Here is a 13,073-nt window from a genome sequence, read left to right as displayed (position 1 = left end):
GAATAGGCTGGCTGAAAAGATTTGGTGCTTAGAAATCCATGAAATATTTCTCCAGTCTATTCAAAAATATTATCTATGTCTTAGATAGGGGAAATAAGCATGACAAAAAGAGTGATTATTTTAATACTGGACAGTTTAGGTGTCGGCAATATGGATGATGTGAAAGAATATCATCCACAGGATATTGGCGCAAATACCTTTTATCATATTTTAGATAAAACATCTTTAAATATACCAAATCTTGAAAGACTGGGAATAAATAAAATTCTACATCATCCTAAATTAAAAAATGAAGAAAATCTGGCTAGCTACGGTGTATTGAATTTAATGCATCAGGGAGCTGATAGTTTTGAAGGCCATAATGAAATTATGGGTTCGAAGCCGAAGAAAGCATACCTTGCTCCTTTTATTGAGAATATGGAAGAAGTGAAAGCAGCGTTAGAAAATGAGGGATATAAAGTAACGATACCTAATCCAAAGATGCCATATCTGCTGGTGAATGATCTCGTTATAGTGGCAGATAATATCGAGACCGATTATGGACAAATATATAATGTGAGTGCTCCTTTAGATTATATTTCGTTCGAAGAAGTTTTGAAAATAGGAAATTGTGTCCGAAAAAATGTCAAAGTGAACAGAGTGATTGCACTTGGAGGGAAAAATGTGACTCCAAAGCATTTACAAGCATCTATAGAACGCCGGGCCGATGGATTAGTCGGCGTAAACTCTCCAAAATCAAATGTTTATAAACAAGGATATGAAGTTCGTCATCTGGGATATGGAATATCTCCGAAGTATCAGCTGCCGACGATTGCTGTAAAAGAAGGGCTGGATGTATCTCTGGTAGGAAAAATGCAGGACGTTATTTATTGTGAAGGTGCTAAAAAATTTCCTGGAGTTGATACAAAACAAGTAATGGAAAATATCCTTCATGAGATGGATCATGTGAAGTCTGGTTTGATTGCAGCAACAGTCCAAGAAACGGATCTTGCTGGTCATGCTCAAGATCCGGATAGGTATGCAGATCGTATTGAATTAGTAGATACGTATTTGACGGAAGTATTTCATAGAATGACAAAGAACGATTTATTAATTATGAGTGCTGATCATGGTAATGATCCTACAATTGGCCATAGTCAGCATACAAGAGAAAAAACGTATTTACTTGCTTTTCATAAAGGCTGGAATCCAATAAACATCGGAGAAAGGGACACGCTGTCAGATATAGGTGCCACGGCAGCTGCTTATTTAGAACTGCATCCGACAGAAAATGGAGAGTCGTTTCTTTTTGAATAAGTATTTGTGATTGGAGAGGGAAGTTTATGTTTCTGGAAATAACAAAAAAACGTAACTATAAATTAATAGATATTTCTTTAAAGCTGCATCAGCAGGGAATCATTGATCCAAATACGTATGTACTCGATTTGGATACGATTAAAGAAAATGCATCTATGTTAAATAAAGAAGCTGAAAGATTAGGTATGGAATTATTTTTTATGACAAAACAAATTGGAAGAAACCCAGCTGTAGCCAATGCTATCGTAGAAGCAGGTATCAAAAAAGCTGTAGCGGTTGACCCATGGGAAGCCATCACATTGAGTAAGGCTGGTATTCAGATTGGACATGTTGGGCATCTTGTTCAAATACCTAAAAATATGATTCGGACCATCTTAAAACTCAACCCAGATTATATTACTGTATTCAGCTACGAAAATGCAAAAAATATAAGTGATATTGCAAATGAAATGGGAAAATCACAGAAAATCTTTTTGCGTATTGCTGAGGAAAACGATTATATTTATTATGGCCAGGAGGGCGGATTTACCTTATCCAGGCTGTTTGAAGATATAAAAAAATTAGAAGCATTAAAGGCTGTAGAAATAGCCGGATTAACAAGTTTTCCCTGTCTGCTTATTAAAGAAAATAAACCATCTGTTACACCTAATGTTGCATCGATGCAAAAGGCAAATGAATTTTTAAAGGAAAAAGGCTATGAGCATTTGGAATTGAATATGCCTAGTGCTACTTCGACAGAAACGATGCGTTTATTAAAAGAGCATGGCGCCACCCAAGGAGAACCTGGTCATGCACTGACAGGCACCACGCCACTGCATACAGAAGATTTTCTGAAAGAAAGACCAGCGATGACATATGTGTCTGAAGTTTCTCATGTGTCTAATAAGAAGGCGTATGTGTTCGGTGGTGGATTTTACCCAAGATCACATATGAAGTGCGCTTTGGTAGGATCTAGTAGCACACAGTTGAAGAAAGTACCTGTTCTTCAAAATGAACCAGGGCATATTGATTATTACGGGACACTCGATACGGATTGTGTTCATATTGGAGATACAGCAATTTTTGCCTTCCGTACACAAGTTTTTGTGACACATGCAAAAATTGCTGTTATTCAGGGACTCTCCAGTTCACCAAAATTGATAGGTATCTATGATTCAGTGGGGAATTTACTGAGTGATGGACAAACGATAGATAATGAATAAAAATAAACCAGCCTTTTAGAAATTTTTTGTAAATATATCAATTGGAATAAGGGAAAGGGGTACTTATCATGGGCTACGATGTATCACAGCTGAAATATGCAAACTCTGTGCTTCCCTCTTTAACTGTACAGGAAGCGCAGCAATTACAGTTCAAATTAGTAGAGAAGATAAGTGAACATTTTACCGGAGCCCAGTTTTTAACTATGGGTGATTTAGGTTTGGCTGCTCAGTATAAAAAGCCTGAGTATACCGAAAATGCAGAGCGTGTATTAGCTGCATTTTTTGGTGCGGAAAAAGCTGCACTGGTTCGTGGTGCAGGGACAGGTGCTATTCGTATCATTTTAAGTGAATTAATGAAAGCTGGGGAAACGATGATTATTCATAAAGCACCTGTCTATACAACGACAAAAGATACCATTCGTATGTTAGGTCTTAAAACGAAAGCTGTTGATTATAATGACAGAAAATCTGTTGAAGCATTGGTGATGGAGGATAAAGAAAGTAAAGTATTCTATATTCAGCATGCCAGACAAAAGCCTTCTGATACATATGAATTGCGGCAAATAATTGAGATGGTAAAGCATTTAAGGCCGGAATTACCGATTGTTGTGGATGATAATTACTGTGTCATGAAAACGAATGGAATAGGGGTTGAATACGGAGCTGATTTTTCTACTTTTTCTGGTTTTAAACTCTTGGGACCAGAAGGAGTCGGTGTTATTGTCGGTAAAGAAAAACAGATTCAACAATTGCAGAAAAAGAATTATTCTGGCGGCGGGCAGGTGCAAGGATACGAGGCATTAGAATTATTACGCATGATGACATTTTCTCCTGTTTTACTGGCAACTCAAAATGAACAGGTAGAGAAGCTCTGCAAGTTACTTAATGAAGGAGCTATTAAAGGGATAGAAAATGCATATATAGCGAATGCCCAATCAAAGAATGTAATTGTTGAATTAAAAGAACCAATAGCTGAACAAGTGTTAAAGAGAAGTAATGAATTAGGAGCAGCTCCACATCCAGTAGGTGCTGAGTCGAAATATGAAATTTTACCCTTGATTTATCGTGTATCCGGAAGTTTTATAGAAGCTGAACCTCACTTAAAGCAATATGGATTGCGTATTAACCCTATGAAATCTGGTGCTAATATGATATTGAGTATATTAGATAAGGCAATAAATTTATCAAATATTACAAGTGATGTATAAGTGAAACCGGTTCTGAAATCTTTAGCAGAAAGTTATAGAGGATGATTCAGCTTGCTGTGCAAAAACTGATTGAACAAATGTACGAAAAAAAGACAGGGGCATTAGTTAAATCAGCAAATGGATCAGTAACGGAGAATTTCACATTCAATCGTTTTCTAATTATTGTATTATATAAACTTTAAAATGCTTTGCTTAGTAACATAAAGCAAAGCATTTTTGCGTTGTTTTGAAAAAAACATTGCACACTAACCTATCAAACCAGCTAATGCTAACTATATCTGTGACACTCTTTCAGAAAATAGACAACACTAATATTAATTAACTGAATTTTAACTGAAATTTATATATTCACACTAGTTGGCATGGAATTTGCATGTATTTGATGAAAGGACAATGACTAGGAGGGAATATCGAAGTGAAGAAGTTCTTGATTGCTTCGCACGGAGATTTCGCCAAAGAAATGGTGAATTCTGTGCAAATGATTATGGGGCCTGCTGTAAATATAAATTTCATCAGTATGCACCCTCATACAAGTATAGAAAATATAAAAGAAGAATTAAATTCTTTAATTATGCAAGGAGGTGAAGAGAATGAATATATCATTTTAACGGATGTTCTAGGCGGTAGTATATCAAATCTTTGTACCGAGTTTGTAAGTAATAAGGTGAATATTATTACAGGATTTAATTTGCCAATGATGTTGGAAATGATAAGTCTTCAGGAAAAAATGGATACAAATGAACTAATTGATCACTGTATAAATCAAGGTAAAAAAGGAATTATTCATGTGAATAAAGTAGTTCAAAACAATAGTTAAGGAGGGATTCTTCATGATAAAACTAGTCAGGATTGATGACCGATTAATACATGGTCAAGTAGCTTATACATGGACGGGATATTTGGGAGCAAATGTCATATTAATTGCAAACGATCAAGTTCTTAAAGATGAACTGAAAAAAATGGCTCTAAATCTAGCTGCCCCTTCAGGAGTGAAAGTGTTATTTAAATCTCTTGACGAGTCTATTGAATATTTGAACAGTGACGCATCATCAAAATTAAAGATATTTGTTTTAGTAGATAAATCGGCGGATGCTTTAAAGCTCGTGAAGGGAGTAAAAGAGATCAGCTCCATTAATGTAGGAGGAATGAGGATGTCTGATGGCAAGGAAATGAGAACGCCTTCAATCGCGGTTGATGAACAGGATATTAATCATTTTAAGGAAATGGAGGAATCGGGTGTTCAGATAGAAATTCGACAGACACCGGTAGAAAATAAGAAACCGTTAGCTGTTTTATTAAATAAATAAGGAGGTGCTTCTATGTTTATCCAAGCACTGCTAATTGGGGTAATTGGTGGACTTGCTGAGTGGGATTCACGCATATTCGGAGATAATATGCTGGGAAGACCAATTATTCTTGGGCCAGCTGTAGGGCTGGTGTTGGGTGACTTCACTACAGGACTGATTGTAGGAGGAACATTGGAGCTGGTTTTTATGGGAATTGTGGGTATTGGCTCTACTTCCCCGGCAGATGTGATAACTGGCGGAATAGCTGGTACAGCATTTGCAATCCTCTCAGGTGTTGAAGCTACAGTTGCAGCAACATTGGCTGTTCCTGTTTCTTTACTTGGGGCTCAATTGCAAAATCTGGTTAGAATTATAAATTCTTATTGGATGAAAAAAGCGGATCAATATGCAGAAGAAGGAAATATGAAGGCGATTGAGTGGTCACATCGAGGCGGTTATGCTGTTTTTTTCTTAAGTCAATTTATACCAGTATTTCTTCTTATTTACCTAGGCTCCAATTTTATTGATTCACTTGTTAATGCTATTCCAGAATGGCTTACAGATGGACTGTCGATGGGAGCAGGACTGCTGATTGCTATTGGATTTGCGATGATAATGAAAATGATTCTTACTAAAAATCTGATTCCATTTTTCTTGGGCGGTTTTGTCTTAGCTGCTTATCTTGAAATGGATATTATCGGTGTGACAGTTATCGGAGTAATTGTAGCTTTAGTTTTATTACAAATGAAGGGAGGAGAAGCCGATGATAGATCCGTCTAGCCAGGAGATTACCCGGAAAGATCTATTAAAAGTTTTTTGGAGATCCCTTCGTCTATTAGGTTCATTTAATTTTGAAAGAATGCAAGCACTGGGTTATGTCCATACGATGATACCGATTATTAAAAAGCTTTATAAAACAAAAGAAGATACGGTTGCTGCGCTGAAAAGACATCTCCTATTTTTCAATACAGCTCCATGGCTTGCAACCTTTATTTTTGGAATAACGATAGCGATGGAAGAACAAAATGCAAAAAATAAGGATTTTGATTCTAACTCTATCGAAAGTACAAAAATAAGTTTAATGGGCCCCTTGGCGGCTATTGGAGATTCTTTTTGGTGGGGGACCTTTCGATTGCTTGCAGCAGGTATAGGTACATCATTAACTGTGGAAGGAAATCCATTGGGATTGCTGCTTTACGTACTGGTATTTAATGTGCCTCATTATCTGGCTCGATATTACGGGTTGTTTATTGGATATAAAGTTGGCGCGAGCTTTTTAAATAAAGCAATGGAAAGTGGAATTATGCAGAAAATAACATACGGCGCATCCATCGTAGGGTTAATGTCAGTTGGTGCTATGACCGCTACCATGGTTAAATTCGAGACACCTCTTGAATTTAATTTTGGTGACGCTTCCATAAAAGTGCAGGAGGTTTTAGATCAAATCTTTCCAGCGATTCTTCCGCTGGCAGTTACGTTTTTCGTTTATTACTTATTAAAGAAAGAAGTAAAGATTATGTACGTTATCTTGGGGCTTCTTGCTTTTGGAATAGTCGCTTCGTTGATTGGGCTTATGTAGGCTTACGAAAAAAATTTTTAGGAGCTGGTTCATTATGAAAATAGAAGATTTAAAAAGAGGATTATATGTATCTTGTCAGGCGCTTCCAGAAGATCCTTTGTATGGATGTATGGGGAAAATGGCGTCAGCAGCAGAATCCGGTGGAGCTGTCGGTGTCAGAATAAATACAGTGAAGGATATTAAAGAGGTTAAAAATATCGTCTCCATTCCAATTATAGGCTTAATAAAAAAAAGATATCAAGGAAGTAATGCTTACATTACGCCAACTATCAATGAGGTGGAAGAAGTTGCAGAAGCTGGAGCGGATATTGTCGCAGTCGATGCAACAAACGAACTAAAGCCCGATGGGAAGAACACGCATGAATTTATAACAGATATAAAGAAAAGGTTTGATGTGTTAGTAATGGCAGATATCTCCTCCGTGGAGGATGGGATAAATGCTTGGAATTCAGGAGCAGATATACTGGCGACGACCTTATCAAGTTCGAAACCTGGCAAAATGCCGACAACAGGAGATCGCATTCATAAAATGCCTGATTTTAACTTGATTCAGGAGCTTGTTAAACAAGTAACCATTCCTGTTTTTGGAGAAGGTGGTTTTTGGGGAGGTGAAGACACTGTTCAAGCATTTGAGATAGGAGCGCATTCCGTAGTGGTAGGAAGTGCAATTACAAGGCCGCAAGTAACAACCAATCGTATTTCCACAGCAATTCAAGATTTTCTGTGCTCAACAAAATAAAGAGGGATTGCAGAAAAAAATGAGCAATAATCAAATAATTATACCTAAGAAAGGGAGATTTAAAAAATGAGAGTCGAAGATTATATGAGAGAAACCCCAGAAAAAATGAAAGAGATTATCCAAAATGCCGACCAATTATTTGCTGAAGTAAGAACTTTGAATATTGAACGTATGATTGTAACTGGATCTGGCACAAGTTTTCATGCAGGGCTGCAAACACAGAAATTAATGCAGCGTCTTACGGGGATCCGTGTAGACGCCTATTACCCGTTTATGATTGATAAGGAAACCTTTATAGGTGATAATTCGAAAACATTAGTAATCGGTATTTCACAAGGAGGGGCAAGTAATTCAACATATGGCGCGATGAAGCTGGCGAAAGAGGCAGGGTGTATGGTGGCATCTATGGCTGGAAAGGAGGGGGCGGTTATTGATGAAGCGGCTGATTATATTTTAACCGTACATTGTGGTGAAGAAAAAGCTGGTGCGAAGACAAAAGGGTATTATTGTACGAAATTAAATTTGACGCTTCTTGCACTACAGATTGCCAGAGAAACAAGTAAACTAACAGAAAATGAATATGCAAATGACATTGCTTCCATAGAGAAAAGTGCCGATCAATTTTTAAAAACATATCATGCTTCCCTTGACTGGATTAACACTAATAAAGAAAAACTTACACAGGCAAAGGATATTCGTGTTATTGGAACAAGCGAGATTTATGGAGATACATTGGAGGGCGCGCTGAAATTACTGGAAACAATGCGCATTCCTGTTACCGGCTACGAATTTGAGGAGTTTATTCATGGAATATATAATGCTATCAATGAGGATTCAACAATTATCATTTTAGATACGGGGGTGGAGCCGCGAGTAGAAAAGATGGTTAAAGTACTCTCAGGATGGACAAATTCTATTTATGTCATTGGCAATAAAGGTAATGTGCCTGACAGTTCTCAGAATTTAAAAACGGAATTCATTAATCACCAATACTATAAAACTTATGAATATATAATTCCCATTCAAATGATATGTGCTCAAATCCCTATATTAAAGGGAGTAGATCCAAGTATTCCAAAGGATCCGCAGTTCCATCAAAAATTAGAAAGTAAAATTGGAGATGTAGATTAAGAAGAAATAATAAGTCCAATAAACAATAAGAGCTGCTCTTATTGTTTATTGGATTTCAACAGTTTAGCATGGCTTTTCACCCTGACTAGATTCATTATGCATAGATAAGTCCTTGTATCACTGAAAAAGAAAGGGTAAATCGAATTTTCTAAGAAGTCTAGTGAACAAACCTTCACCTATTTCTATAAACAACTAGATGACAATAATACTATGACTCAAATCATGTTTTCGTGAAGCTTTTCCATACTTGCAACTGACTGTAGAAAAATAAGAGTAGATACAACATTATCTTCATTATCTTGTCTTCTCAGTATTTTGTAATATGCGGCATATTAAGAAACGCTAACTTGGTTCAGTTTTTATCGGGAAACTATTAAATTGGGTTTTATAGGCTCGAGGGGGCATGTATTTTGATGGATAATTTTAAATCAAAAATAGAGGAGATTTCTAAAAAAAGACTTGCTGATACATTTCGATTAGAAGCTGGTGTCGAAGCACAATATATTTCAGATAAGCTAGATATTCACAGAAGTACTGCCAGCAGATATTTAAATGAACTCACGCGATCTCAAATTTTAATTAAGATAAGTACCAGACCGGCATATTTTTTTAATAAATCGTTATTGGAAAATAAATTTGATATCTCTTTAGATAAGAATATTTATGCAAGCTTTGAAGAATTGAAGGATGCTCTTTATACCAAGAACAAAAAGAAGATAAATGATCCTTTTTATTACTTCATCGGTAATGAAGGAAGTTTAAAGAATCAGATTGAACAATCCAAAGCGGCAATTAGCTATCCTCCATCAGGACTTCCTTTTATGATAGTTGGAGAAACAGGTGTTGGAAAAAGCGATTTAGCCCAACTCATTTATCAATATGCTAAGAATAAGAAAATACTGCGTGATAATGCGCCATTTATTACACTCAACTGTGCTGAATTTGCCAATAATCCGGAGCTAGTAACAGCTAATTTGTTTGGATACACAAAGGGAGCTTTTACAGGTGCAGATAAAGATACTAATGGGATTATTGAAGAAGCGGACCAGGGGGTTCTTTTTTTAGATGAAGCGCATCGGTTAAATGCTGAAAGTCAGGAAAAATTATTCCTATTTATGGACAAAGGAATTTATCATCCTTTGGGTGATAATTCAAATTGGAAAAAAGCAAACGTAAGAATGTTATTTGCAACAACAGAAGATCCGGAAGAGGCATTTTTGAAAACATTTATGAGAAGAATCCCGATTATTGTTTCTATTCCACCATTGAGAGAAAGAACAGACAGTGAAAAATACCATTTAATATGTACTTTTTATAAAGAAGAGAGCAGCAATGTAAATAAACAGCTCCAGGTTAATTCTAAAGTAATCAAAGCATTGATGGCCTTCAATACACAGGGGAATGTTGGGGAACTTAAAAATATTATTATTTATTCTTGCGCAAAAGCGTATATTGATTATGCTGATAATCAAAGTTCTCCATTGATTGAAGTGCATTTGAAGCATTTGCCGATGGAAGTAATCAGTAATTTTATTAATAACGATTCAAATGTAAGTTTTCATACAGCATTAAATAAATCAGTCTTAATTGATAGCGAAAGTGACTGGTCGGGGCAAAAGTATCATGTAGAAAATAATAATGCTCTAAAAAATCTGTATGAAGGTTTATTAATAATAATTCATAAATACCTTACCGAATCATTGCTTTTAGATGCTTTTTTAGAAAAAGCATCTCTATTAGTTAATCAATATTTGGAAAAATTAATTTATATAAATTCTAATGGCGATAAAGGTTTGGAGTTTAATACCTTAAAATATTTTCTTGAAGGAATTGCTGATTCTGTTGATATTAGCGTAAAAACAAATATATCTAAAAATTCAATGACAACTATGGCTTATTTTATCAAAGATATAACGCAAATTAATTATGAATATACAAATGAAAATGATATAGGAGATATATTAAAAACCTACTTTCCAAAAGAATTTTGGCTGATTGATAAAATTTGTTCAGAAGTTGAAAGTACGTTTGGCATTTCAATGAATTTACTGGATAAAGTTATTTTAATTGTATATATTAGATCCCTTAATGAAAGCTTGAATTTAAACAGGACAAAGGCCATTATTATTGCCCACGGGTATTCTACTGCCAGCAGTATAGCTAATATTTCGAATAAGCTGCTTGGAGAATATGTTTTTGAAGCTTTTGATATGCCTATTGATGTTTCTCTGTCCGAAATTGTACATAAGCTGAATAATTATTTTAAATCTATTGATACGTCTAAAGGGATTATCATTTTTGTGGATATGGGGTCACTGATGGTGAATTATAAAAAGTTTAAAAATATAAGTAACAGTACAGTCGGAATTGTTAATAATATTACAACTCAGATAGCGATTGATGCTGGTGAAAAAATCATCAGGGGAAATACTATTGAACAAATTTTAGAGGGGATTTCTCAAAATTATCGTCCTGCTTATCAAATTATTAAAGCCAAAAGCAGCCATAAAAAAAATACGATTATTTCAACATGTATTACGGGTATTGGGACAGCTGTAAAAATTAAAGAATTGCTGGATAAAGGGATTAGAAAGGGTTCAGGTGAAATATATGTTTTGCCTTACGATTTTTTAAGTTTAAAAAATAATGGAATCGAAGAGAATATTTTTAAAGAATATAATGTGATAGGGATTATAGGCACAGTCAATCCAAAGGTACAGGATATTTCCTTTATCGCAATAGAAGACATCATTTCAGGGAAGGGCGAACAACAATTAAAGGAGATGCTCAAAAATATTGTCCCTCAAAATATTATTGGTAATATAAATGAAGATATCGTCAAGCTATTTTCACTACAAGATGTTATTAATCACCTCATTATCCTTAACCCGGATAAAATAATAGAAAATTTAAGTATATCTATTGAAAAGCTTCAACAGCAGCTGAATATAAGGTTTAATAATCCGACCAGAATCAGCCTCTATGTCCATTTAAGCTGTTTGATTGAAAGGCTGGTAAAGAAAAATCCAATTGTTCACCATGTTGATCTGGCAACCTTTCAACAGAATCACCAAAATTTTATACACATCCTTAAAAGAGTCTTTAATCATATTGAAGAAGTATATAGCGTGGAAATACCGTTATCTGAAATAGTGTATATTTATGATATTATTAAAATGAAACATTCTGATTTTAAGTATTGATTGATGCTATTTTCATTACTAATATAGAATTTGTGCAGCAGAAACGATATGTGTTTCTGCTGCACAATAAATATAAAAATTTCCCTTTTAATCAGGATAAGCCTCATTTATAAGCTCTTTCATATCATTTACAAAAACCTCAAGCATTCGTTCTCCTTTTTCTTTACTGGCAATTGTTGCATCACCGAAAACACCGCTTTTGCTTAAATCCCCTAGTGAAATAGTGGACATCCCGTATAAATCTGGTTTTTCAGGGAATTCACATACAGATTTTTCCATATCTACAAGCTCCGGTTTTAGTGCCAGCATTAAAGAGGTTTCAAATTCACATGCGTGGATCATGCCATACCAGGTAGGAGAGGCGCAATATTCATTTCTTATTTTCTCCATATTTGGATAGAACAAATAGATAACAGTCATATCCAGTTCATCCATAAGCTCTCTGGTAGCATACTTCATACTGGAATTGTTGGCATCATGTCCGTTCACAAGTATAAGAAGTTTTGTGCCATATCTTGCTACGCTGTGAGCAATATCCTTAATAATGCTTTCTACATGATGCTGTTGAATTGAAACGGTTCCCGGGATGTTTCTCCATACCCAGGAATAACCAAAAGGCATCGAGGGAAGGAGAAGTGCGCCTGTCTGCTCCGAAAGTTTTCTAGAGATTCCTTCCGCCAAATAAACGTCAACACCTAATGGTAAATGATGTCCGTGTTGTTCTGTAGCGCCGAGGGGGAGGATAGCGACAGGATATTCTTTTACTGCAGCGGCTACTTCATCCCGGGTCATATTTAAGATTTCCTTCGCTTGTCCCATAGCTACACCTCCTCAAGAAGTTTTATATATCCTTCTGCATTTTTCTTTATTTTTTCTTTGTCTTTTTTCGTTGCACCTCTTGGAACAAGATCACTTCCAATTGCAAAGTAGGAGCACCCTGCATTTTTTAATTCTGCAATATTGTTATGCGCAACTCCGCCTACTGCCATAAAATTCATATTAGGAAAAGGCCCTTTTACATTTTTGATAAAGCTGCTCCCCAAATCAGAAACTGGGAACAGTTTAACTGTTTCGATTCCAAGGCTTGCAGCTTGCATAATCTCCCCTGGTGAGAAAACACCAGGGAAAATAGGAACATCTTTTGATAAAATATACTTCGCCAGCTCTTTATCCCAGCCAGGAGTAATTAAAAATGTTGCGCCGGCTTCTAATGCTTTATCTGCCTGCTGTTCAGAAATTACTGTACCTGCTCCCAGGTTCAATTGGTTTCCATAGGCAATTTTAATAGTACGAATACATTCCAGGCCTTGCTGTTCATTGCTTAATGAAACCTCGAGCGTATCGACCCCTGCTTCAAGCAGCCCTTCAGTAATTTCAAGTATATTCTCAGCTTCTACGCCACGTATAATTGCAATTAATTGTGTCATTT

At 35.8% G+C, this 13,073-nt stretch carries 13 protein-coding genes; 11 read left to right on the top strand and 2 right to left on the bottom strand.

Features of this window, described 5'->3' with window-relative positions:
• Positions 1–99: 99 nt before the first annotated feature.
• The 11 genes from MHH51_RS19050 (at position 100) to MHH51_RS19000 (ending at position 11,644) form a co-directional block, all read left to right on the top strand.
• Positions 100–1,296, top strand: a complete 1,197-nt coding sequence (locus MHH51_RS19050; RefSeq protein ID WP_156985012.1) for a phosphopentomutase — start codon at positions 100–102, stop codon at positions 1,294–1,296.
• Positions 1,297–1,322: 26 nt separating this feature from the next.
• Positions 1,323–2,498: a YhfX family PLP-dependent enzyme gene (locus MHH51_RS19045; RefSeq protein WP_147210069.1), complete on the top strand. Its 1,176-nt coding sequence runs from the start codon at positions 1,323–1,325 to the stop codon at positions 2,496–2,498.
• Positions 2,499–2,566: 68 nt separating this feature from the next.
• The gene (locus tag MHH51_RS19040) at positions 2,567–3,706 is read left to right on the top strand and encodes an aminotransferase class V-fold PLP-dependent enzyme (protein WP_339282983.1); all 1,140 of its coding nucleotides are present in this window, start codon (positions 2,567–2,569) and stop codon (positions 3,704–3,706) included.
• A gap of 41 nt (positions 3,707–3,747) precedes the next feature.
• Positions 3,748–3,888, top strand: coding sequence for a hypothetical protein (locus MHH51_RS19035; RefSeq protein ID WP_156985011.1), 141 nt, complete (start codon positions 3,748–3,750; stop codon positions 3,886–3,888).
• 233 nt (positions 3,889–4,121) lie between these two features.
• On the top strand, positions 4,122–4,523 hold the full coding sequence (locus MHH51_RS19030) for a PTS sugar transporter subunit IIA (RefSeq protein WP_147210071.1): 402 nt from the start codon (positions 4,122–4,124) through the stop codon (positions 4,521–4,523).
• Positions 4,524–4,536: 13 nt separating this feature from the next.
• Positions 4,537–5,013, top strand: a complete 477-nt coding sequence (locus tag MHH51_RS19025; protein ID WP_147210072.1) for a PTS sugar transporter subunit IIB — start codon at positions 4,537–4,539, stop codon at positions 5,011–5,013.
• Positions 5,014–5,025: 12 nt separating this feature from the next.
• Positions 5,026–5,772 (top strand): PTS sugar transporter subunit IIC, encoded by a 747-nt coding sequence (locus tag MHH51_RS19020; protein ID WP_147210073.1) that lies wholly within the window; start codon positions 5,026–5,028, stop codon positions 5,770–5,772.
• On the top strand, positions 5,756–6,571 hold the full coding sequence (locus MHH51_RS19015) for a PTS system mannose/fructose/sorbose family transporter subunit IID (RefSeq protein WP_147210074.1): 816 nt from the start codon (positions 5,756–5,758) through the stop codon (positions 6,569–6,571). The genes MHH51_RS19020 and MHH51_RS19015 overlap by 17 nt, the downstream gene beginning before the upstream one ends.
• 34 nt (positions 6,572–6,605) lie before the next feature.
• Positions 6,606–7,310: an N-acetylmannosamine-6-phosphate 2-epimerase gene (locus MHH51_RS19010; RefSeq protein WP_147210075.1), complete on the top strand. Its 705-nt coding sequence runs from the start codon at positions 6,606–6,608 to the stop codon at positions 7,308–7,310.
• Between the two features lie 66 nt (positions 7,311–7,376).
• Positions 7,377–8,441 carry an SIS domain-containing protein gene (locus MHH51_RS19005; protein ID WP_147210076.1) on the top strand — a complete coding sequence of 355 codons (1,065 nt, stop codon included), beginning with the start codon at positions 7,377–7,379 and terminating at the stop codon, positions 8,439–8,441.
• A 413-nt stretch (positions 8,442–8,854) separates the two neighbouring features.
• Entirely contained in the window at positions 8,855–11,644 is a 2,790-nt protein-coding gene (locus MHH51_RS19000; protein ID WP_339286325.1) for a sigma 54-interacting transcriptional regulator, read from the top strand.
• 87 nt (positions 11,645–11,731) lie between these two features.
• On the opposite strand, the gene MHH51_RS18995 is transcribed toward MHH51_RS19000, so the two are convergent.
• Together MHH51_RS18995 and MHH51_RS18990 are read right to left on the bottom strand one after the other, a co-directional pair.
• Positions 11,732–12,463: a creatininase family protein gene (locus tag MHH51_RS18995; protein WP_339282980.1), complete on the bottom strand. Its 732-nt coding sequence runs from the start codon at positions 12,461–12,463 to the stop codon at positions 11,732–11,734.
• Between the two features lie 2 nt (positions 12,464–12,465).
• A complete protein-coding gene (locus MHH51_RS18990) occupies positions 12,466–13,071 on the bottom strand; it encodes a bifunctional 4-hydroxy-2-oxoglutarate aldolase/2-dehydro-3-deoxy-phosphogluconate aldolase (protein ID WP_339282978.1) in 606 nt (201 codons plus the stop codon).
• Positions 13,072–13,073: the final 2 nt, after the last annotated feature.

The organism is Oceanobacillus sp. FSL K6-3682 (genome assembly GCF_037976165.1).
In the GTDB taxonomy this organism is placed as follows: domain Bacteria; phylum Bacillota; class Bacilli; order Bacillales; family Amphibacillaceae; genus Oceanobacillus; species Oceanobacillus sojae.
This window is presented reverse-complemented; position numbering and strand designations above follow the sequence as displayed.

Excerpts from the sequence above, each read along its gene's own strand:
- MHH51_RS19050 (WP_156985012.1), top strand. The coding sequence starts at position 100 with ATGACAAAAAGAGTGATTATTTTAATACTGGACAGTTTAGGTGTCGGC.
- MHH51_RS19045 (WP_147210069.1), top strand. The coding sequence starts at position 1,323 with ATGTTTCTGGAAATAACAAAAAAACGTAACTATAAATTAATAGATATT.
- MHH51_RS19040 (WP_339282983.1), top strand. The coding sequence starts at position 2,567 with ATGGGCTACGATGTATCACAGCTGAAATATGCAAACTCTGTGCTTCCC.
- MHH51_RS19035 (WP_156985011.1), top strand. The coding sequence starts at position 3,748 with ATGATTCAGCTTGCTGTGCAAAAACTGATTGAACAAATGTACGAAAAA.
- MHH51_RS19025 (WP_147210072.1), top strand. The coding sequence starts at position 4,537 with ATGATAAAACTAGTCAGGATTGATGACCGATTAATACATGGTCAAGTA.
- MHH51_RS19020 (WP_147210073.1), top strand. The coding sequence starts at position 5,026 with ATGTTTATCCAAGCACTGCTAATTGGGGTAATTGGTGGACTTGCTGAG.
- MHH51_RS19015 (WP_147210074.1), top strand. The coding sequence starts at position 5,756 with ATGATAGATCCGTCTAGCCAGGAGATTACCCGGAAAGATCTATTAAAA.
- MHH51_RS19010 (WP_147210075.1), top strand. The coding sequence starts at position 6,606 with ATGAAAATAGAAGATTTAAAAAGAGGATTATATGTATCTTGTCAGGCG.
- MHH51_RS19005 (WP_147210076.1), top strand. The coding sequence starts at position 7,377 with ATGAGAGTCGAAGATTATATGAGAGAAACCCCAGAAAAAATGAAAGAG.
- MHH51_RS19000 (WP_339286325.1), top strand. The coding sequence starts at position 8,855 with ATGGATAATTTTAAATCAAAAATAGAGGAGATTTCTAAAAAAAGACTT.
- MHH51_RS18995 (WP_339282980.1), bottom strand. The coding sequence starts at position 12,463 with ATGGGACAAGCGAAGGAAATCTTAAATATGACCCGGGATGAAGTAGCC.
- MHH51_RS18990 (WP_339282978.1), bottom strand. The coding sequence starts at position 13,071 with ATGACACAATTAATTGCAATTATACGTGGCGTAGAAGCTGAGAATATA.